The following is a 24,858-nucleotide window of genomic DNA, read 5'->3' as shown; positions in this document are numbered from 1 at the left end:
CATCAACTTTCGCGCCGCCGTCGCCGCGCTCGAATCCCTTTCCCCTCCTTTCAGAAGGATCTCCATGACCACGTCCTCCACCGCGACCGGGTCGGTCGCCACGTCCGGAGAGAAGCGCACCCACCGCCAGGTGCTGCAGGCCCTCTCCGGCCTCCTCCTCGGCATGTTCGTGTCGATGCTGGCCTCGACGGTCGTCTCGACGTCGCTGCCCGTCATCGTGCACGACCTCGACGGCGACCAGGCCGCCTTCACATGGGTCGTCACGGCGACCCTTCTGACGACCGCCATCTCCACCCCGATCTGGGGCAAGCTCGCCGACCTCTTCAACCGCAAGCTGCTCATTCAGATCGCCATTGCGATCTTCGTGCTGGCGACGGCGGCCGCGGGCTTCTCCCAGGACCCCGGCATGCTCATCGCCTTCCGTGCCGTCCAGGGCATCGGCGCCGGTGGGCTCGCCGCTCTCAGCCAGGTCATCATGGCCGACATCATCAGCCCGCGTGAGCGCGGCCGCTACATGGGTCTCTTCGGCGCCGTCATGGCCGTGGCGACCGTCGGAGGCCCGCTCCTCGGCGGTGTCATCACCGACACGCTGGGCTGGCGCTGGAACTTCTTCGTCGCGCTCCCCTTCGCGGTGCTCGCACTGATCATCCTGCAGCGGACGCTGCACCTGCCGAAGCGCCCGAAGAAGAAGGCCCGTATCGACTACCTCGGCATCATCCTGCTGTCGACGGCCGTCTCGCTCCTCCTCATCTGGATCACGCTCGCGGGCGACTCGTTCGAGTGGTGGAGCACCGAGACGATCCTCATGGTCGGCGGTGCGATCGTCGCGACGGCGCTGTTCATCATCGTCGAGCTGCGCTCGAAGGAGCCGCTCGTGCCGCTCACGCTGTTCCGCAACCGCACCTTCACGCTCGCCGTCATCGCGTCGGTCGCGACCGGCATCGCGATGTTCGGGGCATCGGTCTTCCTCAGCCAGTACATGCAGCTCGCTCGCGGCGCCACGCCGACCGAGGCCGGCCTCATGACCATCCCGATGATCGCGGGTCTGCTGCTCGCATCGATCGGCGTCGGCGCGCTCATCACGCGCTTCGGAAAGTGGAAGCCGTACCTCATCGTCGGCTCGGTGCTGCTCATCGCGGGCTCGTACCTGCTCTCGACGATCCACTACGACACGAACTTCGCCCTCGTCTCGGTCTACATGTTCCTGCTCGGCGCCGGCGTCGGCATGACCATGCAGAACCTCGTGCTCGTCGTGCAGAACACCTCGAAGCCGACCGAGATCGGCGTCGCGAGCTCGGGCGTCACGTTCTTCCGCAGCCTCGGCGGCACGATCGGCGTCTCGATCATGGGAGCCGCCCTCGCCGCGAGCGTCACCGACCTTCTCGGCGACGCGAAGGACAGGCTCACCGCCGCGATCGTGAGCCTCGGAGCGCAGGGCGCCGAGGTCGCGCAGCAGCTCCAGAGCGGTGCGCTCCCGAAGGTCTCGGCTATGCCCGAGGTCGTCCGGGTCATCTTCGAGGACATCTACGCCCAGGGCATCTCGCACTCGTTCCTCATCGCCGTGCCCTTCGCGGTCGTGAGCCTCATCGCCGTCCTGTTCCTGCCGAACAAGCCGCTCACCAAGATGACGACCAGCGAGCGCATCCAGGCGAGCGAGGCCGACCTTGCCACGGTCTCGGTCGCCGAGGGCATGGACACCCTCACCGCGACGGCCACCGTCTCGACGGTGGACGGTGCCGGCTCGGACGACGACGAGGCGACGGATGCCTCGGCAGCGGCATCCGCTCGACGCTAATGTCGATCGCGATGGCCGAGACGGACGCCCGAGAGGCCCGCACCGAAGCGGTGCGGGCCCTCGAGGCGGAGTTCGGTGAGCTCATCACGCAGTTCCGGCGTGTCATCGTCGAGAACGCGCATCGCGTGAGTCCCGGCATGCTGCCGGGCGCCTACAAGGTCTTCACGACGATCGTCCGACGCGAGAGCGTGACGATCTCGGCGCTCGCGGAGTCGCTCATGAGCGACAAGGGGCAGATCAGCCGCACGGTGCGCGAGCTCGAGGCCCTGGGGCTCGTCGTGCGCACTCCCGATCCGACCGACGGCCGGTCGAGTCTCCTCTCGCCGACGCCGGAGGGCCTTGAGCGGCTCGCCGCGGCGCGTCATCCGCGCGAGAGTGCGCTGGCCGACTCGCTCGAGAACTGGCGCCTGGCCGACATCGAGCGGCTGACGCACCTGCTGCACGCCCTCACCTCGGGCACGACTCCCTGAGACGCACAGACGAAGAGCCCCGCGGATGCCGCGGGGCTCTTCGCCTTGTCGGCGGTGCCGCATCAGGCTTCTCGACCTGGTAGCAGAGGCGTAACACGGGCGAGACAATCCAGCGGTTGACTGGATCACACCAGGGCACCAGTGCTGCCGACGCCGCCATGCACGGGAAGGAGCGACCGATGCGATCCCGGCCGCTGCGATCCACCTCCGCCTCCGCCACGCTCGTGCCGGTGGACGATCCGCCCGACGTCATGCGGGCCGTCGTGATAGACGAGACGGGGGCGCCCGAGGTGCTGCACGAGGCATCCGTCCCCGTCCCCAGCCCCGTGCTGACCGAACTGCTCGTGCGTGTGGTGGCCGCCGGGGTCAACCCGACCGACGCGAAGACGCGTGCCGGCCGAGGCGTATCGGGGGCGATCGCGGGCTACCCAGCGACGCTGGGCTTCGACTTCAGCGGTGTCGTCGTGCAATCGCCGTACGACTCGCACCCCTTCCCCGCGGGCACAGAGGTGTACGGCATGCTCGCCTTCCCGCGCACGGGCGGCTCGTATGCCGAGTACGCCGTCGTCCCGACGCTGTCGGTCGCGCGCAAGCCCGCGTCGCTGTCGCACGTCGAGGCCGCGGGCGTGCCGCTGGCCGCGCTGACCGCGTGGGGGCTCGTCGTCGAGACGGCGCATGCGCACGAGGGTCAGCGCATCCTGATCCACGCGGGCAGCGGCGGCGTCGGCCACTTCGCCGTGCAGCTCGCGCACTACTTCGGCGCGCATGTCACGGCGACCGGCTCGGCGCGCAACGCCGCGTGGCTGCGGGAGCTCGGGGCGGCGACCGTGATCGACTACACGTCCCTGCGGTTCGAGGACGTCATCGCCGACGTCGACGTCGTGATCGACCTCGTCGGCGACGTTCACGATGACACCGGCACGCGGTCGCTCGGCGTGATCCGCCCGGGTGGGCTGTACATCGTCGTGCCGACGCACTCCTTCCCGGGCTATGCCGAAGCCGCCGCGGCGGCGGGAGTGCGCGCCACGAGCTACCGGGTCATCCCCGACGGCGGCGCCCTCGCGACGGTCGGGCGACTGCTCGACTCCGGCGCGATCCAGGTCTTCATCGAACGGGTCTTCGATCTCGCCGACGCCGGCGCGGCCCACGAGTCCCTCGAGGAGGGGCACACGCGCGGCAAGATCGTGCTACGCGTGAGCGACGACTGAGACGGATGCCTCGGCTCAGCCCGCCGGCATCCCGGCAAGCACGCGCCGGCCGACCGTGACGAACTCGTCGGCGATCGCGTCGAGGAGCGGCGAGCGCAGATTCCACTGCTGCCAGTGGAGCGGCACGTCGATCGGCGGACCGCCGAGCCGCACGAGACGGCCGTCGCTGAGCTCGGCCGAGGACTGGAACCCGGGCAGCAGCCCCCAGCCCAGGCCGAGCTTGATCGCCGTCGCGAAGTCGTTCGACGCCGGCACGTAGCTGCGGGGCGGGGTCGCGGCATCCACCCCCTGCGCCGCGAGCCACTGGGACTGGAGGTCGTCGCGGCGGTCGAAGTCCACGAGCGGTGCCGTCTCGAGCGCGGCGGGGGTGACGCCGCCCGCAAGCCAGCGGGCGACGTAGGCGGGCGTCGCGACCGCCTCGTACCGCATGACGCCGAGAGGGCTGACGCGGCAGCCCGCGACGGGCGTCGCCCGCGAGGTGACGGCTCCCATCACCGTCCCCGACTCCAGGAGTGCGGCGGTGAAGTCCTGGTCGTCGCGGTGCAGCTCGAAGACGATGGGATGCCTCGCCGCCAGCTTCGCGAGCGGCGCGAGGAACCACGTCGCCAGGGAGTCCGCATTCACGGCGAGCGGCACCGAGACCAGCGCGCTCCCCTCCTCGTCGACGCCGAGCACCGCGAGCGCGTCCTGTTCGAGGAGCGCCGTCTGACGGGCCAGTCGCACGACGGCCGCACCGGCCTCGGTCGGCCGCGCGGGCTTGGCACGCACCAGCACGACACGACCGAGCTGCTCCTCGAGCGACTTGATGCGCTGGCTGACGGCGGAAGGCGTCACGTGCAGGCGGCGGGCCGCGGCATCCAGCGATCCTTCGTCGACGACGGCGGCCAGGGTCTCGGCCAGTTCGAACGGGATCCGCACATCAGCCATGCTAATGCGACTGAAGATCCATGAGCTGGACTGAAGAAGACGTGGCGCATAGCGTCGAAGCGTGCTCTCCTCCGTGCTCGCCGGCTTCGGCCTCGGCCTCTCGCTCATCGTCGCGATCGGCGCGCAGAACCTGTTCGTGCTGCGCCAGGGCATCCGCCGCGAGCACGTCCTCCTCGTCGCGGCGATCTGCGCGGTCTCCGATGCGGTGCTCATCGTGCTCGGCGTGTCGGGGGTCGGCTTCGTGCTGCAGGCCGTGCCGTGGCTCATCGACGCCGTGCGCTGGGCCGGCGCGGCGTTCCTCATCGCCTACGGGCTGCTCGCGGCGAAGCGGGCGTGGCGTCCGAGTGGCGACGTGCTCGATGTCGGAGCCGAGGCATCCGTCGATCCGTCCGCACGACCGGCCCACGAGCCACCGTCCGCACGACCAGCTCAGGACACGCCGTCGCAGACGACCGAAGGCCCGGCGAGTCGGCGGCACGTCGTGCAGACGGCCGCCCGAACGGCGGCGCTTCCCGTCGTGCTCACGTGTCTCGCCCTGACGTGGCTCAATCCGCACGTGTACCTCGACACGGTCTTCCTGCTCGGCACGGTCGCCAATACGCACGACGCCCGCTGGCTCTTCGCACTCGGGGCAGCGACCGCGAGCGTCGTGTGGTTCTTCGGACTCGCCTTCGGCGCCCGCTACCTCAGCCGCTGGCTGTCGACGCCGCGCGCATGGCGCGTCCTCGACGCCGTGATCGCCGTCGTGATGATCGTGCTCGGCGTCTCGCTCGTGCTGCCGCACTGACGCGGGTCAGCGCTCGATCTGCTCCTTGCGCGCGACGACCAGCGCGCGCACGAGGTCGTCCGGCAGCGGATGACCCGGCTGGAACCGCACCGTCCCCTTGTCGAGACCGGTCTCGGGCACTCCCGCGACAGCATCCGCGACGGCCGACACGGCCTCAGGGCTGAACGGGTAGATGCCGATGTGCTTCTGCGTGCGCTTGACCGAGAGCAGCGGCTTGCCGCGGTAGACGAGCGCCGGCATGCCGTAGCCGGTCCCCTGCTCGGCCCCGGGCACCTCGTCGCGTGCGATCGCATAGACGCGCTCGACCGCGGCACGGTCCTCGGGTGCGAGCTCGGCGAGGTAGTCGTCCACGGTTCCCATGCAGGCATCCTGGCATCCGCCCGGCGCCCTCGACCACCCGATTCCGTGACGGGGTCGCCACCGCACCGCATGATGGAGGCATGAGACGCGTCCACGTCCTGATCTCGGGCGATGTGCAGGGGGTCGGCTACCGCTACACGATGAAGATCGTCGCGAGCGAGGCCGGAGTCACCGGCTGGGTGCGCAACCGCCGCGACGGCCGCGTCGAGGCGGAGTTCGAGGGCGAGGACGACCGGGTCGACGAAGTGCTGGCGTGGATGGCCGAGGGCCCACCCGGTGCGCGGGTCTCGAACGCGGAGGTGACGGATGCCTCGCGCCGGGGCGCGTCCGCCGAGAAAGGCTTCGAGGTGCTGCCGACCTCCTGAGCCGGCGTCTGCACGCGTGCGGCGCTGCCGGCGCTCGACAGGAACCTTCCGCCGCGACGGAACAGCGTCAGCCCGGGACGCCGGCGCGCAGCTCGGCGAAGACCTCCGCCGCCGTGTCGCGGGTGGCCAGCCCCGCCGCCTGGCCGGCCCACAGCGAGAGCAGCTCGCCGTCGCCCTTCGCCGCCGCCGCTGCGCGGAAGACACCCGTCAGCCAGTTCTGCGCGGGGAAGGGCGCGATGACCCCCGACGTCTCGATCGTCCGCATGGCGGTGTTCGGGATGCCTCGCGCCAGCCGTCCGCTCATCGCGCGGGTGAGCACGGTCTCGGTGTCGGTCGACGAGCCGATCGCGGCGCGGTGCGCGTCGGTCGCCGCGGACTCCCGCGTGCGGAGGAAGGCCGTCCCGACCTGCACGCCCGCGGCCCCGAGCGCGAAGGCGGCAGCGACCCCGCGCCGATCTGCGATGCCCCCGGCCGCGATCACCGGCACCCCGACCGCGTCGACGACCTGCGGCACGAGCGCGAACGTGCCGACGAGCGAGTCCTCCGCGCGGCGGAGGAACGAGACCCGGTGGCCGGCCGCCTCGGCCCCTGTCGCGACGATCGCGTCGACGCCCGCCTCGTCGAGCTCGCGGGCCTCGGCGACGCTCGTCGCGGTTCCGACGAGACGGATGCCTCGCGCGCGCGCCGCCTCGACGAGCCACGGCTCCGGGACTCCGAACACAACAGAGAGCACGGCGGGCGCGGCATCCAGCACCGCCTGCAGCTGATCTCCGATCGGAGGGAGGAAGGCCGCCGGAGGGCGGGGCGCCTCGACACCCGCCGCCTCGAACAGCGGCGCGGCGGCGGCGAGTGCCGGGCCGAGCTCGACGGCGGAGGGCGTGACCTCATCGCCCGTCGGCAGCCAGAGGTTGACCGCGAACGGCCGGTCCGTCGCCGCCCGGAGCTGCGCGACGGTCTCGTGGATCCGCTCGGGCGTGTAGCCGTAGAGCCCGTACGACCCCAGACCGCCCAACCGGCTCACCCCGACGGTCAGCGTCACCGACGAGAGCCCGCCGAACGGTCCGAGCACGATCGGCTCATCGATCCCGAGGAGGTCCTGCAGTGCGCGCGACATGCCTTCGACGCTACTCGCCCGAGGCGGTGCCGTCGTCAGAACGACGGCCGCAGAATCGCGGACCCACGTGCACCCGGCGCTCGACCGCTGCGGGCCGCCCGGCACCGCGGCGCGGGCCGCGGCATCCGTCAATCCAGAGGTCGCAGCAGCCGGTCGAGGAAGCGGCGCGTGCGCTCCTCCTTGGGGGCGGTGAAGACCTGCGAGGGATGCCCCCGCTCGACCACGACGCCGCCGTCGAGGAAGAGCACCTCGTCGGCGACCTCGCGCGCGAAGCCGAGCTCGTGGGTCACGACGACCATGCTCCAGCCCTCGTCGGCGAGCTCCTTGACGACCTTGAGCACCTCGCCCACGAGCTCGGGGTCGAGAGCGCTCGTCGGCTCGTCGAAGAGCAGGAGGTCGGGGCGGAGGGCGAGGGCCCGGACGATCCCGACCCGCTGCTGCTGTCCGCCCGACAGCTGGAACGGGTAGATGTCGCGCTTCTCGGCGAGGCCGACCCGGTCCAGCAGCGCCTCCGCCTGAGCGATCGCATCCGCCTTGCGGATCTTCTGCACGCGGACGGGTCCCTCGATGACGTTCTGCAGCACGGTGAGGTGCGGGAAGAGGTTGTGGTGCTGGAAGACCATCGCCGAGCGATCGCGCAGGGCGAAGCGGTCGACCGGCCGTACCGGTGACGCGAAGTCGATGGTCGGACCGCCGTCGACAGCGATGGTCCCGGCATCAGGGGTCTCGAGCCCGTTGAGCGAGCGGAGCACCGTCGTCTTACCGGAGCCGCTGGGCCCGATGAGCACGACGACCTCTCCGCGACGCAGCTCGAAGTCGATGCCCTTCAGCACCTCGTGGGCGCCGAAGCTCTTGCGGAGCCCCCGGGCGTGCAGCAGCGGTGTGTCGTCCGTGGGGGCGGACGGCGCGAGCGGATCCTCAGTGGACGACATAGCGATCCAGTCTCCTCTCCAGGACACCCTGCCCGGCGGAGAGCACGAGGCAGAAGAGCCAGTAGATCAGCGCAGCCTCGAGGTAGATGACCATGAACTCGAGGCTGAAGGCCGCGATCTCCTGCGCCCGCCGGAACAGCTCCGTCACGAGGATGAGCGATGCGAGCGACGTGTCCTTCACGAGCGAGATGAAGGTGTTCGACAGCGGTGGCACCGACACCCGGGCAGCCTGCGGCAGGATGATGCGGGCGAGCGCCGTGCGCCGAGGCATCCCGATCGTGTACGCGGCCTCCCACTGCCCCTGCGGGACCGAGAGCACGGCGGCCCGGATGATCTCGGCCGCGTAGCCGCCGACGTTGAGTGAGAAGGCGATGATCGCGCTCGGCCAGGGGTCGAGGACGACGCCGATCGAGGGCAGGCCGTAGAAGATCACGAAGAGCTGCACGAGCAGCGGCGTGCCGCGGATCACCGAGACGTAGAAGCGCGCGATGTTCGAGAGCACGCGGTTGCGCGAGATGCGCATGAGCGCGATCGCGAGCGCGATGGCGAGCCCCACCACGAAGGAGATGACCGCGAGCGGGATGGTGCCCGTCAGGCCCGCGAGCGTGATGGGCCAGAAGGAGCTGAGGAACAGGTCCCACGGCGTCGCCGCGGGACCTGTCACAGCCTCAATGATCACTGGGAGACGTCGGCACCGAAGTACTTGTCGCTGATCTGCGCGAGAGTGCCGTCCGCGCGCAGCTCGTCGAGGGCCTTGTCGACGGCGTCGACCAGAGCCTGCTTGTCCTTCGTGAAGGCGAGCGCGTTCTCGGCCTTGTCGTCGGTCTCGGCGGCGATCTTCAGGCCGGTCGGCCCGTTGGTCTTCTCGTAGTCGAGGAAGGTCAGGTTGTCGTTGACCGTGGCGTCGACGCGACCCTGCTGCAGGAGCGCGACGGCCTGAGCCCAGCCCTCGACGGCCTCGACCTGCGCGCCGCTCTTCTGGGCGAGCTCGTACCAGTTGCTCGTGAGCGACTGGGCCGTCGTCTTGCCGGCGAGGTCGTCGAAGCTCTTGATCGAGTCGTCGCCGTCCTTTACGACGATGACGCCGGGCGAGACCGTGTACGGCTCGCTGAAGAGGTACTTCGCCTCCCGCTCGGGGTTGATCGACACCTGGTTGGCGATGACGTCGAAGCGACCCGCGTCCAGGCCCGCGAAGATCGCGTCCCACTGGGTCTCCTGGAACTGGATGTCGAGGTCGAGCTTGTCGGCGACCGCCTGGATGATCTCGACGTCGTAGCCGGTGAGGTCGCCTGAGCCCTCGTCGTGGTAGCTGAAGGGGCGGTACGTGCCTTCGGTCGCGACGGTGAGCGTGCCGGGCGTCACGAGGCCGAAGTCGTCGTCGGCGGCCGCTCCGCTCGAAGCCGCGGGCGCAGCACTGCCCGAGCTGCACGCGGTGAGGAAGGCGACGGATGCTGCGGCGAGCGCGGTGAGGACGATGGCGCGGCGGCGGGACATGAAGATCTCCTAGATGCTGTGTCGGTGCGTTCGCCCGTGGGCGAAGCGTCAACGGTAACCCCGGCGGTGGCGCGGGGACGGATTCGATTACGCTGTGCGACGGTTCCGCTCGACTTCGGAAGCTCGGTCGGTCCCAGGGCGGGAAGCCGAAGAGGCCCCGCCGTGTGGCGAGGCCTCTTCGGTGAGTCGGTGAGCGTCAGAACGAGTTGACGTCCAGCGGGATGCCGGGGCCGAACGTGGTCGACACCGCACCCTTCTGGATGTATCGGCCCTTGGAGCTCGACGGCTTCAGGCGGACGATCTCGTCGATCGCGGCCTTCAGGTTCTCGTCGAGCTGCTCCTGCGAGAAGGACGCCTTGCCGACGACGAAGTGCACGTTGGCGTGCTTGTCGACGCGGAACTCGATCTTGCCGCCCTTGATCTCCTCCACGGCCTTGGCCGGGTTGGGGGTCACGGTGCCGGTCTTCGGGTTCGGCATGAGTCCGCGGGGACCCAGCACCTTGCCCAGACGGCCGACCTGGCCCATGAGCTCGGGCGTCGAGACGGCCGCGTCGAACGACGTGTAGCCGCCCGCCACCTTCTCGATGAGCTCGGCGCCGCCGACCTCGTCGGCGCCCGCGGCGATCGCGGCCTCGGCGGCCGGACCCGTCGCGAAGACGATGACGCGCGCCGTCTTGCCGGTGCCGTGCGGGAGGATGACGGTGCCGCGCACCATCTGGTCGGCCTTGCGGGGGTCGACCGAGAGCTTCAGCGCGACCTCGACTGTCGAGTCGAACCTCTTCGAGCCGGTCTCCTTCGCGAGGGCGACAGCCTCGGACGGCGTGTAGAACTTGTCGCGGTCGATCTTCGTCGCCGCGGCCTCGTAGACCTTGGACTTGGTAGCCATTTTCCCTACTCCCCTCAGTCCTCGACCGTGATGCCCATGGAACGGGCGGTGCCGGCGATGATCTTCGAGGCGGCCTCGATGTCGTTCGCGTTCAGGTCGGGCTGCTTCTGCTCGGCGATCTGGCGGACCTGCTCCTTGGTGAGCTTGCCGACCTTGACCGTGTGCGGCGTCTTCGAGCCCTTCTGAAGGCCTGCGGCCTTCTTGATGAGCTCGGCGGCCGGCGGGGTCTTCAGGATGAACGTGAAGCTGCGGTCCTCGTAGACGGTGATCTCCACGGGGATGACGTTGCCGCGCTGCGACTCCGTCGCGGCGTTGTACGCCTTGCAGAACTCCATGATGTTGACGCCATGCTGACCGAGCGCGGGGCCGATCGGCGGCGCCGGGTTGGCTGCACCGGCGTTGATCTGAAGCTTGATCAGGCCGGTCACCTTCTTCTTCGGTGCCATTCTTCTTTCCTTTCCATCGAGCGGATGCCTCGCGGCGATCCGTTCTCCCGCACACTCGGCATCTCCGAGCAGCGGTTCCCCCGGGGACGAGCCCCAGGAAGTCTTAAAGCTTGGTGACCTGGTCGAACGACAGCTCGACCGGGGTCTCGCGCTCGAAGAGCGAGACGAGGACCGTGAGCTTGCCGCTCTCGGGCTTGATCTCGCTGATCGTGCCGGGAAGACCCGCGAACGAGCCCTCCTTGATCGTGATGGTCTCGCCCACCTCGAAGTCGACCTCGGCGGGGATGACGCGGGCAGCGGCCGCGGCGCCCTTCTTGGCGGCGCCGGCCTTGGCGGGCACGGTCTCTTTGATCTCCACCAGGCTCTTCAGCATGTTGAAGGCCTCCTCGAAGCGGAGGGGCGTCGGGTTGTGCGCGTTGCCGACGAAGCCCGTGACGCCCGGCGTGTGACGCACGACCGACCACGTGTCTTCGTTGAGCTCCATGCGCACGAGGACGTAGCCGGGGATCCGGACGCGCGTGACCATCTTGCGCTGGCCGTTCTTGATCTCCACGACGTCCTCCATGGGGACCTCGATCTGGTAGATCTCCTCCTCGACCTCGAGCGTCGACTTGCGCTGCTCGATGTTGGCCTTCACCTTGCGCTCGAAACCGGCGTAGGAGTGGATGACGTACCACTTGCCCGGGAGGGTGCGCAGCTCGGCGCGGAAAGCCTCGTACGGGTCTTCGTCCTCGTCGGACTCCTCGGCGTCCGCGTCGACGTCAGCGGCGTCCGCGGCGGAGCCGACGGCGTACTCGCCGTCCCCCGTCTCGTCATCGGCGGCGTCCACGTCGACGGACGCCTCGGCGGCGTCGGCGGGCGAGACGGATGCCTCGGTCTCGTCGACCTCGTCCTCGGCCTCCGCGAGCTCGGCACGGAACTCCTCGCTCAGCACGGGCTCGTCCGGCTCGCCGTTCACGTCGGGGCCGTCGTAGGGCGCGACATCCTCGGCGGCGGCGGCCTCGCGGTCGGCCACCTCCTCGGCGATGGAGTCGTTGAGGACTTCAGCGGCGGCCTCGGTCTCGGCCGCCTCGTCAAGATTCAGTGCATCGTTCACGATCGCGTCGGCCTCCGGGTCGTCGATGTCGATGTCGTCCAGGTCGGCGAGGTCCTCGTCGTCGTCGGAGTCATCCACGACGTGCAGAGCGGTGTGCTCGGCCGGCTCGACCGAGTGCTCCTCGTAGGCCAGGACGTTGCCCTCCTGGGCTTCGTCGTCCTCGGAGGACTGCTCGGCAGCCGTCGCCCAATCGGCGTCGTCGACATATCTTTCAGACACTTCGTTCACTTCCGTTCGTGGGCTCGGGATGCTTCGTCCCCGCCCGCGTCGCGATCCAGGTGGATGCTCAAGCCCCAGCCGGCACGCCGAAGACGACGGTCGTCAGCCAGACGAACAGCAGGTCGAGGCCGTAGACGAGCGCCATCATGACGACGACGAATGCGAGAACGACCGCCGTGAACTTCACGAGCTCCTGGCGGGTCGGGGTGACGACCTTCCGAAGCTCGGCGAACACCTGACGGATGAAGAGCGCAATGCGCGCGAAGAAGCCCAGCCTCTTCTCGCGGGGTGCGGTCGCCTCTGACTTGGCGACGACCTCGCCCTTCGGCTCGTCTTGAACCATCGAACCCACCTGATTACCTTCCGTGTGCCAGCTCGAGCTGACGCGCAGGGCGGACAGGAATCGAACCTGCAACCTGCGGTTTTGGAGACCGCTGCTCTGCCAATTGAGCTACCGCCCTAGAGACCCTGAGGCCTCGGATGCCCGCACTCGTCCGCCGTGTCCTGTCACTGAGGGGCTTTGCCCGGGAACCCGGGCACGGCGAAAGATTGCAGACTTCAACTGCACTCTCCAGTGTACGGCATGCCTCTGCGACCCGCGAACCCGGCGGAGAGCCCGGAGGACGAATACCATCCCACTCGTGGCCATCACGCAGCAGCGGCTCGACGACCTCTGGGACTTCTCCGACGCCGCCGGATCCGAGACGCGGCTCCGCCTCGCGGCCGATGCGGAGGCGGATGCCTCGGCCCGCGCCGAGCTCGAGACCCAGGTCGGACGCGCCCTCGGACTCCAGGGAAAGTTCGACGACGCGGAGGGCGTGCTTGACGCCATCGCGTCGTATGCGCCGGAGGTCCGGACACGGGTCGCGCTCGAGCGCGGACGGCTCCGCAACTCGGCCGGCGATGTCGTGGCCGCGGTGCCGCTCTTCCGAGAGGCGGCGGAGGCCGCGGCATCCGCTCGACTGGACTTCCTGCTCGTCGACGCGCTGCACATGCTCGCGATCGCCGATCCGGCGAACGGCGCGCAGTGGACGGACCGGGCGCTCGCGCACCTGGACGGCGTCGACGACCCGCGCACCCTACGGTGGCGCGTCGGGCTGCACAGCAATCGCGGCTGGGCGCTGTTCGACGGCGGCGACGTCGTCTCGGCGATCGCCGAGTTCGAGCGCGCGAAGGACGCCGCCGTGCGCTGGGGCACCGAGCAACAGGTGGAGTGGGCCGACGAGGCCCTGGCCGAAGCCAGGGCCTCACTCGACGCGTACGGCCGCTGAGGACCCCCAAGCGCTGGAAGCCGAGATCGCACGAATCACCACCGCGCATGCGCGGGAACGGTCATCCGTGCGATCTGGGCCCCTCGGCGCGAGACCTTGCGCCGCTCAGCCGATGCGGATGAGCTTCTTGTTCACGAACTCGTCGGCAGCGAGCAGGCCGAGCTCGCGCGAGGTGCCGGACCGCTTGACGCCGCCGAACGGCAGCTCGGGCGAGTCGGCGAGCACGAGGTTCACGTAGACCATGCCGGCGTCGATCTTGTCGGCGACGCGCTCGGCCTGCTTCTCGTCGGTCGTGAAGAGGTACGAGCCGAGGCCGAACGGCGTGTCGTTGGCGACCTTGATCGCCTCGTTCTCGTCGGCGACCTTGTAGACGACGCCGACGGGCCCGAAGAACTCCTCGCGGTAGGCATCCATCTCGCTCGTGACGCCCGTGAGCACGGTGGGCGTGTAGTACGCGCCGTCGCGCGTGCCGCCCGTGACGAGCGTCGCCCCCTGGCTCACCGCCTTCTCGACCTGCTGCGCGAGCCGCTCGGCCGCCGTGACCGACGAGAGCGGACCGAGGACCGTGTCGTCGGCGAGCGGGTCGCCGACCTTCGCGGCGGCCATCGCGGCGGTGAACTTGTCGAGGAACGCGTCGTACAGGTCCTCCGTCACGATGAAGCGCTTGGCGGCGTTGCACGACTGGCCCGTGTTGTCCAGGCGCGCGTCGACGGCGGCCTGGACCGTGGCGTCGAGGTCGTCGGTCGACAGCAGGATGAACGGATCGGAGCCGCCCAGCTCGAGCGCCACCTTCTTGAGGTTGCGGCCGGCCGCCTCGGCGACGGCGGCGCCCGCGCGCTCGGAGCCCGTGACCGAGACGCCCTGCACACGCGGGTCGGCGATGATCGTCGCAGCCTGCTCGTTCGTCGCGTAGACGTTGATGTACGCGCCCTCGAGGCCCGCGTCGCGATAGATCCTCTCGATCGCGGCGGCGGACTCCGGGCACTGCGGCGCGTGCTTGAGCAGGATCGTGTTGCCGACCACGATGTTGGGGGCCGCGAAGCGGGCGACCTGGTAGTACGGGAAGTTCCACGGCATGATGCCGAGGAGCACGCCCAGCGCCGACCGGCGGATGACGGCCGACCCCTCGCCGACGATGTCGATGGGCTGGTCGCCCGTGATCCGCTCGGCGTTGTCGGCGTAGTACTCCGTGATGTCGGCGGCGAAGTCGACCTCGCCGAGCGCCGCGACGAGGGGCTTGCCCATCTCGCGCACGATGATCTCGGCGAGCTCGTCCCGGCGCTCGCGGTGCAGTTCGGCGACGCGGCGCACACGGCCGGCGCGCTCGGCGACGGGCACATTCCGCCACTCGCGGAACGTGGCATCCGCCGTCGCGATCGCCTTCTCGAGATCGGCGTCCGAGATCGTCGGGTAGCTCGCGAGGGTCTCTCCGGTGGCCGGGTTGACGACGGCGTAGTCGCTCATGATGTTCTCCGTTTCGGTTTCTCTCAGACAGTCTGACGTGCGCGTCGAAGGCTGGGCGGGGCATCCATCGACAGCGTCTCGCCGCGGAAGAATGCCGGACGCTTGATGGCCTGCCAGATCATGATGACCACGCCGACGAGGATGATCGTCACGCCCAGCACGAACACCAGCCCGACCCCGAAGATGCTCGACCCGCTGCCGTAGGCGGGATCCATCGAGTCGATCAGCGTCGTCACGAACAGCACGGCGAGGATCGCGCCGCCGACGAGCGGGAAGAGGAACGTGAAGAAGAAGCTGCGCGCCGAGTCGAACCACTGCTTGCGGAAGTACCAGACGCACGCGAACGCGGTGAGGCCGTAGTAGAAGCAGATCATCATGCCGAGCGACAGGATCGTGTCGGTCAGGACGTTCTCGCTCAGCACGCGCATGACGGCGTAGAAGACCGACGCCACGACGGCCGAGACGATCGTCGCGTAGCCGGGCGTGAAGAACCGCGGGCTCACGCGGGCGAACGACCGCGGAATGGCGCCGTAGTGCCCCATCGCGAGGAGCGTGCGAGCCGGGCCCACCGCCGTCGACTGCAGCGACGCGGCGGAGCTCGACAGCACCGCGAGCGACACGAGGAAGGCGAGCGGTCCGAGGATCGGGTCGGACAGGGCGAAGAAGACGTTCGCCGAGATGTCCTCGTTGGCCAGCCCCAGAGGCCCGGTGCCGACGCCGGCGAACATGATGAGGCCGATCGACAGCAGCAGGTAGAGCGCGACGACGATGACGACCGTCAGCATCGCGGCACGGCCGGGGGTCTTGGCCGGGTTCTTGGTCTCCTCGTTCATCGTGAGGACGACGTCCCAGCCCCAGAAGATGAAGATCGAGAGCGACAGGCCCGCGGCGAAGGCGCTGAAGGTGGGGACCTCGAAGGGGTTGAACCACGACCACGAGAACGCCGTGGGATCCGGGGCATCCCCCTGCACCGCCTTGACGATAGCGACGACCGCGAAGAGCAGGAGCACGACGACCTGGAAGCCGACGAGGATGTACTGGAACTTCTGCGTCGTCTGCATGTCGCGGTACGACACGAGCGTCGCTCCGAGCATGAACAGCAGGCACACGCCCACGTTGATGAACGGGTTGAACGCGAGCTCGGCGATCTCGGGATTGCCGGTCAGCTGCGCGATGAGCAGGAAGAGGAACTCGACCGCGATCCCGGCGAGGTTCGACAGCACGATGACGGTCGCGGCCACGAGGCCCCAGCCCGTCATCCAGCCGATCCACGGCCCGAAGGCGCGGACGCCCCACGTGAAGGACGTGCCGGAGTCCGGCATCACCCGGTTCAGCTCGCGGTACCCGAACGCCGTCAGCAGCATCGGGATGAAGCCGACGAGGATGATCGCCGGAACCTGCGTGCCGACGACCGCCACGGTGGGGCCGAGCGAGGCCGTGAGCGTGTAGGCCGGGGCGATCGTCGAGACGCCGATCACGACGGCGCCGATCACTCCGACGGCGCCGGCGCTGAGGCCCTTCTTGGACAGTTCGCCCGCGTGCGGGCCGGATGCGGGGGCCAGCGGCGTCGCTGAGCCGGTGTCGGTGGCGCTCATGCGCGGATACCTTCCTTGTCGCGTGTTCGGGGCACGACGACCATGGGGACGGGGAGCTCGTGCAGCATCTTCGCCGCTGTCGAGCCCAGGAAAAGACGACGGGGCTGGGCGAGCCGGCTCGATCCGACGACGGCGAGCTCGCCCGGCTCCCAGCTGAGGTGCGCGACGGCATCCTCGATGCTCTCGCCGCGTGCGACCACGACGTCGGCCGGGACGGACTCCGGCAGCGACTCGAGGGCTCGGCCGAGGACGTCGTCGGCGTGGGCGGCGCCCGCGACGCGGATGACGCCGGTGTCGACCGTCGCCGGGAGGTCGACGGAGACGAGCGAGAGGAGGCGGAGCCTCGAGCGGGTGGCGACGACGAGGTCGACGCACTCCTCGAGCAGCGCGTCGGCGCCGGGCCTCGTGCCGATCGCCGCCGTGACGCGGCTCACGCCGGTCACGTCGAACCGGCGATACCCCTCGGGAGCGAGAACGACGGGCACGTCGGAAGAGTGCAGCAGCTCGGTGGCGACGGTGCCCAGACGATGACGCCCACGGAGGCCGCCGTTGGCGGCGCCGACCACGATGTGGGACGCCTCGAACTCGTGCGCGGCGGCGATCAGGCCCTCCGCGAACGAGTCGGCGAACCGGACGTGCGCCTCGTGCGGGACGTCGGTGGGCATGGACGCGCCGGCCTCGGCGAGCCAGGTCTCCGCCTGGCCGACGAGGTAGCGGTCGTAGCCGGCGTCCGGCGGCGTGATGACGCTGCGGTCCTCGGCCGGGAGCACCAGCACGAGGTCGACCCGCGCGCCGAGGGCCGGAGCGAGGCGTGCGCCGAGCGCGACGGCGTCCTGGCCGGCCTCCGTGGCGGTGTAGCCGACGACGATATGGCCGCTCATGCGCGCGCGTCTTCGAGGATGTTCTCGGCGACGAGCCGGCCCATCCGGATCGCGCCGTCGACGTGCTGGTACCCCGCGCCGGCCATGTCGCTGCACGCGAAGTGGATCGGCCCGACGGGCGTGCGCAGGTCGGCGCCGTAGCGGTGCAGGCCGCCGAGGTCGAAGCTGGCCGCATACGCGCCGCGCGTCCACTCCTCGCTGCCCCAGTCGCTCTCGTAGTAGACGACCGGGTTCTTGGCCTCGGGCCCGTAGTAGTGCGACAGCGACTCGAGGATGCGCTCCTTGCGCTCCTCCGCCGACAGTGTGAAGACATCGTCGGCGTTGCGGTCCGAGACGAAGCCGACGAGGGTGCCGCGCTCGTCGCCGTAGTTCGTGTTGTCGTACGCCTCGTGGCAGATCTCGTAGGGGCTGAACGCCGTCGCCGAAAGGCCCTGTTCGCGCCAGAAAGGACGGTCGTATACGGCGTGCACCTTGATGACGAACCCCATCGAGATGTGCTGGTGCATCTGGTGCTGGCGGCGCGGGAGCGGCGGCACGAACTGGATGCGGCTGTAGAGGATCGGCGCGTGGGCCAGGATCGCGTACCGTGCGCGGACCGTCTGGGTCTCGGTCACGGCCACGACGCCGCCGGTGCCGGAGCCCGTCGACGGCGTCCATTCGAGCGAGCGCACGGGCTGACCGAGGAAGACGTCGTCGCCGAGACGCTCGGCCAGGAGGAGCGGCACCTGCTGCAGTCCGCCGATCACCCGCTTGTCGAGGATGAAGTCGGCATCGACGAGGTGGGTGTAGCTGCCGGCGGAAGCGGCCATGAGCAGCGACTGGAGGAGCGAGACGGCGTGCACGGGCTTGGTGAGCATGGCCGAGCCCGTCGGGAACGCGAGGTTGCGCACCGCTTCGTCGTCGTCGGTCTTGGCCCGGAGCCAGGCCTCCCACGAGATGGTGTCCCACTCCTCGGCCTTGGGGTGCGCCCAGGGACGGTCGGGGTCGATCTCGGCGACCATCGCGTCGAGCTCGTCGGTGATCTCGGCGATGATCCGCTCGGTCTCGGGCGACACGGGGAACATCTCGCCCGTGAAGCGCTTGGCCTCGCCGTCGGGGCCGACGTAGACCGAGTCGCCCTCGCGGTAGCGGTCGAACGTCTCGAGACCCAGCTCCTCGATCGTGTCGATCAGGGCCTGCTGGTCGGGCGACACCCACTGGCCGCCGATCTCGAGCATCGCGCCGTCGATCACATCGGTCCACAGGCGCCCGCCGACGCGGTCGCGGGCCTCCAGCACGGCGACCGAGAGACCGGCCTTCTTCAGTTCGTTCGCTGCGGTCAGTCCCGCGGCGCCCGCGCCGATGACGACGACGTCACGCGTCAGCTCCGACATGTTTGCTCCTTTGCTTCAGGTCAGTGGTCACGGCGGACGGGCCCGGCTCCCCCAGCCGGGCCCGTCGACCGCGAGGTCAGTTGGCGGCGAGGGAAGCCGCGACGACGTCGATGCCCTCGTTCAGCAGCGCGTCGGGGATGCTGAGCGGCGGAAGGAAGCGGATGACGTTCCCGTAGGTGCCGCACGTGAGGACGATGACGCCATCGGCGATGCACGCCTTGGCGACGGCGCCGGTGAGGGCCGCGTCGGGCTCGCCGGTCGCCGGGTCGACGAACTCGGCCGCGATCATGGCGCCGTGGCCGCGCACGTCGCCGAGGCGGGGGTCGGCCTGCTGGATCTCGCGCAGACGGCCCAGCAGGATCTCGCCGATCTCGTTCGCCCGCTCGATGAGCCCCTCGGTCTCGAACGCCTCGATCGCGGCGAGCGCCGCGGCGCACGCGACGGGATTGCCGCCGTAGGTGCCGCCGAGGCCGCCGGTGTGCGAGGCATCCATGATCTCGGCACGGCCCGTCACGGCGGCCAGGGGCATGCCCCCCGCGATGCCCTTGGCCGTCGTGATGAGGTCGGGCACGATGCCGAAGCGCTCGCTCGCGAACATCGCGCCGGTGCGGGCGAAGCCGGTCTGGATCTCGTCGGCGATGAAGACGACGTCGTTGGCGCGGCACCAGTCCACGAGGGCGTTGAGGAACCCGTCGGCCGGGACGATGAAGCCGCCCTCGCCCTGGATGGGCTCGATGATGACGGCGGCGAGGTTGTCGGCGCCGACCTGCTTCTCGATGATCGAGATGGCTTTCTTCGCCGCCTCGGCGCCGCTCAGGCCGTCGCGGAACGGGTACGAGAGGGGCGCGCGGTAGATCTCCGCCGCGAAGGGGCCGAAGCCGCTCTTGTAGGGCATCGCCTTCGCCGTCAGGGCCATCGTGAGGTTCGTGCGCCCGTGGTAGCCGTGGTCGAAGGCGACGACGGCCGACTTCTTCGTGTACTTGCGAGCGATCTTGATCGCGTTCTCGACGGCCTCGGCGCCCGAGTTGAAGAGCGCGCTCTTCTTCTCGTGATCGCCCGGCGTCACGCGGTTGAGCGCCTCCGCGACGCCGACGTACGACTCGTACGGCGAGATCATGAAGCACGTGTGGGTGAACTGGGCCGCCTGAGCCTGGATCGCCTCGACGACCTTCGGGTGCGCGTTGCCGAGCGTCGTCACGGCGATGCCCGAGCCGAGGTCGATGAGCGAGTTGCCGTCCGCATCGACGACGACTCCGCCCCCCGGCTGCCACGGCCTCGATGGGCACCGTGTGCCCGACGCCGGCGGCGACGGCGGCAGCCTTGCGGGCGAGGAGCTCCTGCGAGCGCGGGCCGGGGATGCTGGTGTTCAGGCGACGCTCCTGGGGAAGCGAGGGCCCGCCGAGCGGCGTTGCGGTGACGGTTTCGGTCGCGGTCATGCTGGGGAGCGTACGGACCGTCGCAGGACGGCCGCACTCTCCGCGGTGTACATTCTCGGAAGTCGCCTGTACGTCCTGTACACGGCGGGTCGGCCCGAGCGACGGGAGTGCGATGGATGCCGCGACCGAGGCCGCGACCCTGCGGGCGCTGCTGCGACGGCACGAGCTGCACCTGACGCTGCAGAGCGACGAGTCCGACCTGGCGCCCGGCGCCCTCGACCACGCCGTGCGGTGGGTGCACAGCTCGGACCTCGCCGACCCCACCCCGTTCCTGTCGGAGGGGCTCGCACTCCTTACGACCGGCCGGCAGTTCCTCGAGACCGGCGAAGACCCCGCCGTGTTCCGCGCCTACGTCCACCGGCTCTCGGCGCGCGGCGTCGTGGGCCTGGGCTTCGGCACCGAGGTCGTGCGCGCCGGCATCCCGCCCGCCCTCACCGACGCGTGCCGGGAGGAGGGGATGCCGCTCTTCGAGGTGCCGTACCGCACCCCGTTCATCGCGGTCGCCCGCGCCAACGCCGAGGCGATCGCGGCCCAGGCCTACGCGCGGCGCAGCTGGGCGCTCGCGGCGCAGCGGGCGATCGCGCTCGCCGCGCTCCGGCCCGACGGGCTCGGCGCGACCCTCGCCGAGCTCTCCCGCCAGCTCGACATGTGGGTCGGGCTCTTCGATGCCGCCGGTGCCCTCACCCGGGAGCATCCCATCGCCGGGCTCTCCGACGGGGTGCGGGAGGGTCTCACAGCAGAGGTGGGAGCGGTGCTCCGGCGGGGCGCGCGCGCCGGATCGTCGCTGCGGATCGGCGACCAGGCCTTCACGATGCAGACGCTGGGGCGCGGCGGGCATCTGCGCGGTGTCATCGCGATCGCGGGAGCGGAGCTCGACCAGGAGGGGCGCGGGGTCGTCACCTCCGTCGTCGCCATGGCGGGACTCGCGTTCGAGCAGCAGCAGCGCCTGACGCGCGCCCACGAGCTGCTGCGGACCGGACTCGTCCAATCGCTCCTCGCCGGAGACCCCGCGCTCTCGCGCCGGATCGCGCGCGACCTGTGGGGCGGCTTCCCGGCTCCCCCGGTGCTCGTCGCCGTCACCGACCCCACGGCGGCGCGGGCCGATGCGGTCGCCGAATGGCTGACGCTGCGCGCCTCGGAGTCGCGTGGCGCCGTCTTCCACGGGCGCGCGGAGGACCACCTCGTGGTCGTGAGCCACGACGAACACGTGCTCGCGGAGCTGGCGGAGCGCTTCGGCGCGCGCCTGGGCGTGTCGGAGCCGGTGCCGTGGGCCGAGTTCGCCGACGCGCATGCGCAGGCGGTGACGGCGCTGCGCCGCGGAGGCCAGCAGGTGAGCCGGTTCCGCGAGATCGCGGCATCCGGCGTGCTCTCGGCGCTCGACTCGGACGCCGCCCGCTCCCTCGCCGCTGCGCGACTCGCACCGCTGCGGGAGCACGACGCGGCGCAGGGGGCGGCCCTCGTCGAGACGCTGCGCGCGTGGCTCGAGCAGGATGCCCGGATCGACGCGGCCGCGGCCGCGCTCGGGGTGCACCGCCACACCGTGCGGGCTCGGATCGGCCTCGCCCAGCGCCTCCTCGGCACCGACCTGACGTCGTTCGCGGCGCGCGCCGATCTGTGGGCGGCGCTGCAGGTCTCCCGGGAGGTCTGACGGACCTGCCCCGGCGCAACCGCGTGCACAGCGGCGGATGATGTGCGCGACACGCCGGCTCGAGGCATCCGTCACCGGCGTGTCGCCCAAGGACTCCGCCGTTGTGCCGGCGAAGCCGGCGGCCGCCGGATCAGCGCGGCGCGTGCGCCTCGAGGAACTCGTACACGTCGGTCGTGTCCACCCCGGGGAACGCGCCCGTCGGAAGCGTCGCGAGGAGCGTCCGGGGCGTCCGCACGTTCGGCCATGAGCTGTCCCGCCACGCCGCTTCGAGGTCGGCGGGCGCACGGCGGCAGCACACCTCGACGGAGTGCTTCGAGACGCCCCGGTTCGGGGTGTCGCGGCCGAGGAACCACTTCGTGTCGTCGAACCGCACGCCGACCGACACCGAGTGCGCGCCCTCGCTCGAGAACTCGACGCGCGCCGTGCACCAGTAGGTGCCGTTCCCCGTGTCGGTGTACTGGTAGTAGGGGTTGAAGTGGTCGTCGACGTCGAAGACGACGCGGGACGTCCACCGGCGGCAGCACATCTGCCCCTCGATCGACCCGAGCCGGTCGGTCGGGAAGTTGACGTCGTCGTTCTCGTACGCCTTCGTGATGACCCCCGACTCGTGGACCTTGAGGAAGTGGACCGGGATGCCGAGGTGCTGCGTCGCGAGATTGGTGAAGCGGTGCGCCGCCGTCTCGTACGAGACCGAGTAGGCGTCGCGGAGGTCCTCGATCGAGATCGCCCTGTCCTTCTTGGCGTCCTGCAGGAACGGCACGGCGTGAGCCTCGGGGATGAGCAGGGCCCCGCTCAGGTAGTTCGTCTCGACGCGCTGCCGGAGGAACTCGGCGTAGCTCGTGGGCTCGGTGTGCCCGAGGATGCGGCTCGACAGCGCCTGAAGCACGGCGGTACGCGGATCGCCCTTGGCGGTCAGCCTGCTCGACAGGTAGAGGCGACCGTTCTTGATGTCGGCGACGCTGCGCGTGGTCTGCGGCAGGTCGGGAACGTAGTGGAGCGTGAACCCGAGATGGGCCGCGATGTCGGAGGCCGTGCGCTGGGTGAGCGGACCGCCGGGGTGGTCGACGGCGTCGAGGATCTCGCGCGCACGCTGCTCGAGGTCGGGGAAGTAGTTGCTCTGCGTCCGCATGAGCCGACGGAGGGCGACGTTGGCCCGCCGCGCCTCCTCGGGGGTTGCGGCGCGCTCGTCGCGGAGGCGCTCGATCTCGCCCTGCAGGGCGAGCATCGCGCGGAGCGCCTCATCGGGGACGGTCTTGCCGATGCGGAAGGACGGGATGCCGAGGGCCTGGAACGTCGCGCCCTTCATGGCCCGCTCGAGGGCGATCTCGAGGGTCGCTCGCTCGTCGAGCGGCTCGGACTCCAGCAGCGCCTCGAGTGAGACGCCGAGCACGCGGGCGATCGCACGCAGCAGCGTGAGCTTCGGCTCGCGTCGCCCGTTCTCGATCATCGACAGCTGACTCGGCGCGCGATCGACCGCGTTCGCCAGCTCCTCGAGGGTGAGGCCGCGCTCGGTGCGCAGCTGACGGATGCGGCGGCCGATGGTGAGAGAGTCCACCTCTTCATCGTCGGCGACATCCACGTCGGGACTGTGGCTCGAAGGAGGTGTCATCCCCGGATTCTGTCACGAAAGCAGAAGTATGCCGAAAGTTCACACGCTGATCGGTCGGCGGGCGCCGGGATCTTCACGGACAGTGGGTGACACGACGAACGAGACCGGAGCCTCGGCCCCGGCATCCCGAGAAGGAGTCCTCATGACGATCCACGCCACTCCCGGCCGACCGCCCCTCCGCGCCGGCGACCAGACGCAGACCGCCGCCGACCTGCAGGAGGTGTGGGACACCGACCCCCGCTGGGACGGCATCGAGCGCACCTACACCGCCGACGATGTCATCCGCCTGCGCGGCTCCGTCCGTGAGGAGAGCACGCTCGCGCAGCGCGGCGCCGAGAACCTGTGGAACCTCCTCCACACCGAGGAGTACATCCGGGCGCTCGGCGCCTACACCGGCGGCCAAGCCGTCCAGCAGGTGCGCGCCGGGCTCAAGGCCATCTACCTGAGCGGCTGGCAGGTCGCCGCCGACGGCAACCTCGCCGGTCAGACCTACCCCGACCAGAGCCTGTACCCGGCCAACTCCGTGCCGTCGGTCGTGCGGCGCATCAACAACGCGCTCCTGCGCCAGGACCAGATCGAGCACGCCGAGGCATCCGTCGGCACCGGCGAGATGACGCAGGACTGGCTCGCGCCGATCGTGGCGGATGCCGAGGCCGGCTTCGGCGGACCCCTCAACGCCTACGAGCTCGCCCACTCCCTCATCCAGGCGGGCGCGGCCGGCATCCACTGGGAGGACCAGCTCGCGAGCGAGAAGAAGTGCGGTCACCTCGGCGGCAAGGTGCTCGTGCCGACGCAGCAGCACATCCGCACGCTCAACGCCGCGCGACTGGCCGCCGATGTCGCCGGCGTGCCGACGGTCATCATCGCCCGCACCGACGCCCTGGCAGCCGATCTGCTGACGAGCGACGTCGACGAGCGGGACCAGGCCTTCACGACCGGCGAGCGCACGACCGAGGGCTTCTACCGCGTGCGGCCCGGACTCGAAGCGGTCATCAGCCGCGGCCTGGCGTTCGCGCCCTACGCCGACCTGCTCTGGGTCGAGACCGGCGAGCCCGACATCGAGCTCGCCCGGGACTTCGCGCACGCGATCCACGAGCCGTTCCCCGGCAAGCTGCTCGCCTACAACTGCTCGCCCAGCTTCAACTGGAAGAGCCACCTGAACGACGAGCAGATCGCGAGCTTCCAGAAGGAGCTCGCCGAGCTGGGCTACAAGTTCCAGTTCATCACCCTCGCCGGCTTCCACGCCCTCAACCACTCGATGTTCGACCTCGCCAAGGGCTACGCCGAGCGCGCCATGAGCGCCTACGTCGAGCTGCAGGAAGCCGAGTTCGCCGCCGAAGCGCAGGGCTACACCGCGACGAAGCACCAGCGCGAGGCCGGAACCGGCTACTTCGACTTCGTGTCGACGGCGCTCAACCCCGACAGCGCCACCCTGGCCCTGGCCGGCTCCACCGAGACCGCCCAGTTCCACTGATCGAACGG

23 protein-coding genes, 1 tRNA gene and 1 pseudogene are annotated in these 24,858 nt (G+C 70.1%); 8 read left to right on the top strand and 17 right to left on the bottom strand.

Annotated features, from left to right (window positions below):
- Window positions 1-64 precede the first annotated feature (64 nt).
- The 3 genes from G5T42_RS10340 to G5T42_RS10330 all read left to right on the top strand — a co-directional run bounded on the left by G5T42_RS10340 (window position 65) and on the right by G5T42_RS10330 (window position 3,473).
- Window positions 65-1,795: an MDR family MFS transporter gene (locus tag G5T42_RS10340; RefSeq protein WP_165128280.1), complete on the top strand. Its 1,731-nt coding sequence runs from the start codon at window positions 65-67 to the stop codon at window positions 1,793-1,795.
- Window positions 1,796-1,806: 11 nt separating this feature from the next.
- Window positions 1,807-2,265, top strand: coding sequence for a MarR family transcriptional regulator (locus tag G5T42_RS10335; RefSeq protein WP_165128278.1), 459 nt, complete (start codon window positions 1,807-1,809; stop codon window positions 2,263-2,265).
- A 179-nt stretch (window positions 2,266-2,444) separates the two neighbouring features.
- Entirely contained in the window at window positions 2,445-3,473 is a 1,029-nt protein-coding gene (locus tag G5T42_RS10330; RefSeq protein ID WP_165128276.1) for an NADP-dependent oxidoreductase, read from the top strand.
- Window positions 3,474-3,488: 15 nt separating this feature from the next.
- Here the strand turns inward: G5T42_RS10330 and G5T42_RS10325 are convergent, their stop codons facing one another.
- Window positions 3,489-4,400 (bottom strand): LysR family transcriptional regulator ArgP, encoded by a 912-nt coding sequence (locus G5T42_RS10325; RefSeq protein WP_165128274.1) that lies wholly within the window; start codon window positions 4,398-4,400, stop codon window positions 3,489-3,491.
- A gap of 61 nt (window positions 4,401-4,461) precedes the next feature.
- On the opposite strand from G5T42_RS10325, the gene G5T42_RS10320 reads away from it, so the two are divergent.
- On the top strand, window positions 4,462-5,187 hold the full coding sequence (locus G5T42_RS10320; RefSeq protein WP_165128272.1) for a LysE/ArgO family amino acid transporter: 726 nt from the start codon (window positions 4,462-4,464) through the stop codon (window positions 5,185-5,187).
- Between the two features lie 6 nt (window positions 5,188-5,193).
- Here G5T42_RS10320 and G5T42_RS10315 read toward each other — a convergent pair whose 3' ends face one another.
- Window positions 5,194-5,547 carry a DUF1801 domain-containing protein gene (locus G5T42_RS10315; RefSeq protein WP_165128270.1) on the bottom strand — a complete coding sequence of 118 codons (354 nt, stop codon included), beginning with the start codon at window positions 5,545-5,547 and terminating at the stop codon, window positions 5,194-5,196.
- Window positions 5,548-5,627: 80 nt separating this feature from the next.
- Between G5T42_RS10315 and G5T42_RS10310 the strand changes: the two genes are divergently transcribed.
- On the top strand, window positions 5,628-5,912 hold the full coding sequence (locus G5T42_RS10310) for an acylphosphatase (RefSeq protein ID WP_165128268.1): 285 nt from the start codon (window positions 5,628-5,630) through the stop codon (window positions 5,910-5,912).
- A 67-nt stretch (window positions 5,913-5,979) separates the two neighbouring features.
- Here the strand turns inward: G5T42_RS10310 and G5T42_RS10305 are convergent, their stop codons facing one another.
- From G5T42_RS10305 to G5T42_RS10265, 9 genes are all read right to left on the bottom strand, one after another.
- The gene (locus G5T42_RS10305; RefSeq protein ID WP_165128266.1) at window positions 5,980-7,026 is read right to left on the bottom strand and encodes a DUF561 domain-containing protein; all 1,047 of its coding nucleotides are present in this window, start codon (window positions 7,024-7,026) and stop codon (window positions 5,980-5,982) included.
- A 128-nt stretch (window positions 7,027-7,154) separates the two neighbouring features.
- A complete protein-coding gene (locus tag G5T42_RS10300; RefSeq protein ID WP_165128264.1) occupies window positions 7,155-7,958 on the bottom strand; it encodes an amino acid ABC transporter ATP-binding protein in 804 nt (267 codons plus the stop codon).
- Window positions 7,945-8,622: an amino acid ABC transporter permease gene (locus G5T42_RS10295; protein WP_277601749.1), complete on the bottom strand. Its 678-nt coding sequence runs from the start codon at window positions 8,620-8,622 to the stop codon at window positions 7,945-7,947. Before G5T42_RS10295 ends, G5T42_RS10300 begins: the two co-directional genes overlap by 14 nt.
- A gap of 11 nt (window positions 8,623-8,633) precedes the next feature.
- Entirely contained in the window at window positions 8,634-9,452 is an 819-nt protein-coding gene (locus G5T42_RS10290; RefSeq protein ID WP_165128262.1) for an amino acid ABC transporter substrate-binding protein, read from the bottom strand.
- A 196-nt stretch (window positions 9,453-9,648) separates the two neighbouring features.
- Complete coding sequence (rplA, locus tag G5T42_RS10285) at window positions 9,649-10,338, bottom strand: 50S ribosomal protein L1 (RefSeq protein WP_165128260.1); 690 nt, start codon at window positions 10,336-10,338, stop codon at window positions 9,649-9,651.
- Between the two features lie 14 nt (window positions 10,339-10,352).
- Window positions 10,353-10,784, bottom strand: coding sequence for a 50S ribosomal protein L11 (gene rplK / locus G5T42_RS10280; RefSeq protein ID WP_141883998.1), 432 nt, complete (start codon window positions 10,782-10,784; stop codon window positions 10,353-10,355).
- A gap of 103 nt (window positions 10,785-10,887) precedes the next feature.
- On the bottom strand, window positions 10,888-12,099 hold the full coding sequence (gene nusG, locus G5T42_RS10275) for a transcription termination/antitermination protein NusG (RefSeq protein ID WP_165128258.1): 1,212 nt from the start codon (window positions 12,097-12,099) through the stop codon (window positions 10,888-10,890).
- Between the two features lie 67 nt (window positions 12,100-12,166).
- Window positions 12,167-12,442 (bottom strand): preprotein translocase subunit SecE, encoded by a 276-nt coding sequence (gene secE, locus G5T42_RS10270; protein ID WP_165128256.1) that lies wholly within the window; start codon window positions 12,440-12,442, stop codon window positions 12,167-12,169.
- 45 nt (window positions 12,443-12,487) lie between these two features.
- Window positions 12,488-12,560: transfer RNA gene (locus G5T42_RS10265), tRNA-Trp, on the bottom strand.
- A gap of 180 nt (window positions 12,561-12,740) precedes the next feature.
- Between G5T42_RS10265 and G5T42_RS10260 the strand changes: the two genes are divergently transcribed.
- Entirely contained in the window at window positions 12,741-13,370 is a 630-nt protein-coding gene (locus tag G5T42_RS10260; RefSeq protein ID WP_165128254.1) for a hypothetical protein, read from the top strand.
- Between the two features lie 105 nt (window positions 13,371-13,475).
- On the opposite strand, the gene G5T42_RS10255 is transcribed toward G5T42_RS10260, so the two are convergent.
- The 5 genes and pseudogenes from G5T42_RS10255 to gabT form a co-directional block, all read right to left on the bottom strand.
- The gene (locus tag G5T42_RS10255) at window positions 13,476-14,834 is read right to left on the bottom strand and encodes an NAD-dependent succinate-semialdehyde dehydrogenase (protein WP_165128252.1); all 1,359 of its coding nucleotides are present in this window, start codon (window positions 14,832-14,834) and stop codon (window positions 13,476-13,478) included.
- A gap of 23 nt (window positions 14,835-14,857) precedes the next feature.
- Complete coding sequence (locus G5T42_RS10250; RefSeq protein ID WP_206535621.1) at window positions 14,858-16,429, bottom strand: APC family permease; 1,572 nt, start codon at window positions 16,427-16,429, stop codon at window positions 14,858-14,860.
- Entirely contained in the window at window positions 16,426-17,310 is an 885-nt protein-coding gene (locus G5T42_RS10245) for a universal stress protein (RefSeq protein ID WP_165128250.1), read from the bottom strand. The genes G5T42_RS10250 and G5T42_RS10245 overlap by 4 nt, the downstream gene beginning before the upstream one ends.
- The gene (locus G5T42_RS10240; protein WP_165128248.1) at window positions 17,307-18,683 is read right to left on the bottom strand and encodes an NAD(P)/FAD-dependent oxidoreductase; all 1,377 of its coding nucleotides are present in this window, start codon (window positions 18,681-18,683) and stop codon (window positions 17,307-17,309) included. Before G5T42_RS10240 ends, G5T42_RS10245 begins: the two co-directional genes overlap by 4 nt.
- A 76-nt stretch (window positions 18,684-18,759) precedes the next feature.
- Window positions 18,760-20,119, bottom strand: a pseudogene (gene gabT, locus G5T42_RS10235) (4-aminobutyrate--2-oxoglutarate transaminase).
- Window positions 20,120-20,231: 112 nt separating this feature from the next.
- Between gabT and G5T42_RS10230 the strand changes: the two are divergent.
- Window positions 20,232-21,767, top strand: a complete 1,536-nt coding sequence (locus G5T42_RS10230; protein WP_165128246.1) for a PucR family transcriptional regulator — start codon at window positions 20,232-20,234, stop codon at window positions 21,765-21,767.
- 130 nt (window positions 21,768-21,897) lie between these two features.
- Here the strand turns inward: G5T42_RS10230 and G5T42_RS10225 are convergent, their stop codons facing one another.
- Window positions 21,898-23,376, bottom strand: a complete 1,479-nt coding sequence (locus G5T42_RS10225) for a helix-turn-helix transcriptional regulator (RefSeq protein ID WP_165128244.1) — start codon at window positions 23,374-23,376, stop codon at window positions 21,898-21,900.
- A gap of 142 nt (window positions 23,377-23,518) precedes the next feature.
- On the opposite strand from G5T42_RS10225, the gene aceA reads away from it, so the two are divergent.
- Entirely contained in the window at window positions 23,519-24,850 is a 1,332-nt protein-coding gene (gene aceA, locus G5T42_RS10220; RefSeq protein WP_165128242.1) for an isocitrate lyase, read from the top strand.
- The last annotated feature ends 8 nt before the right edge of the window (window positions 24,851-24,858 follow it).

Source organism: Microbacterium sp. 4R-513, assembly GCF_011046485.1.
Classification (GTDB): Bacteria; Actinomycetota; Actinomycetes; order Actinomycetales; family Microbacteriaceae; genus Microbacterium.
This window is presented reverse-complemented; position numbering and strand designations above follow the sequence as displayed.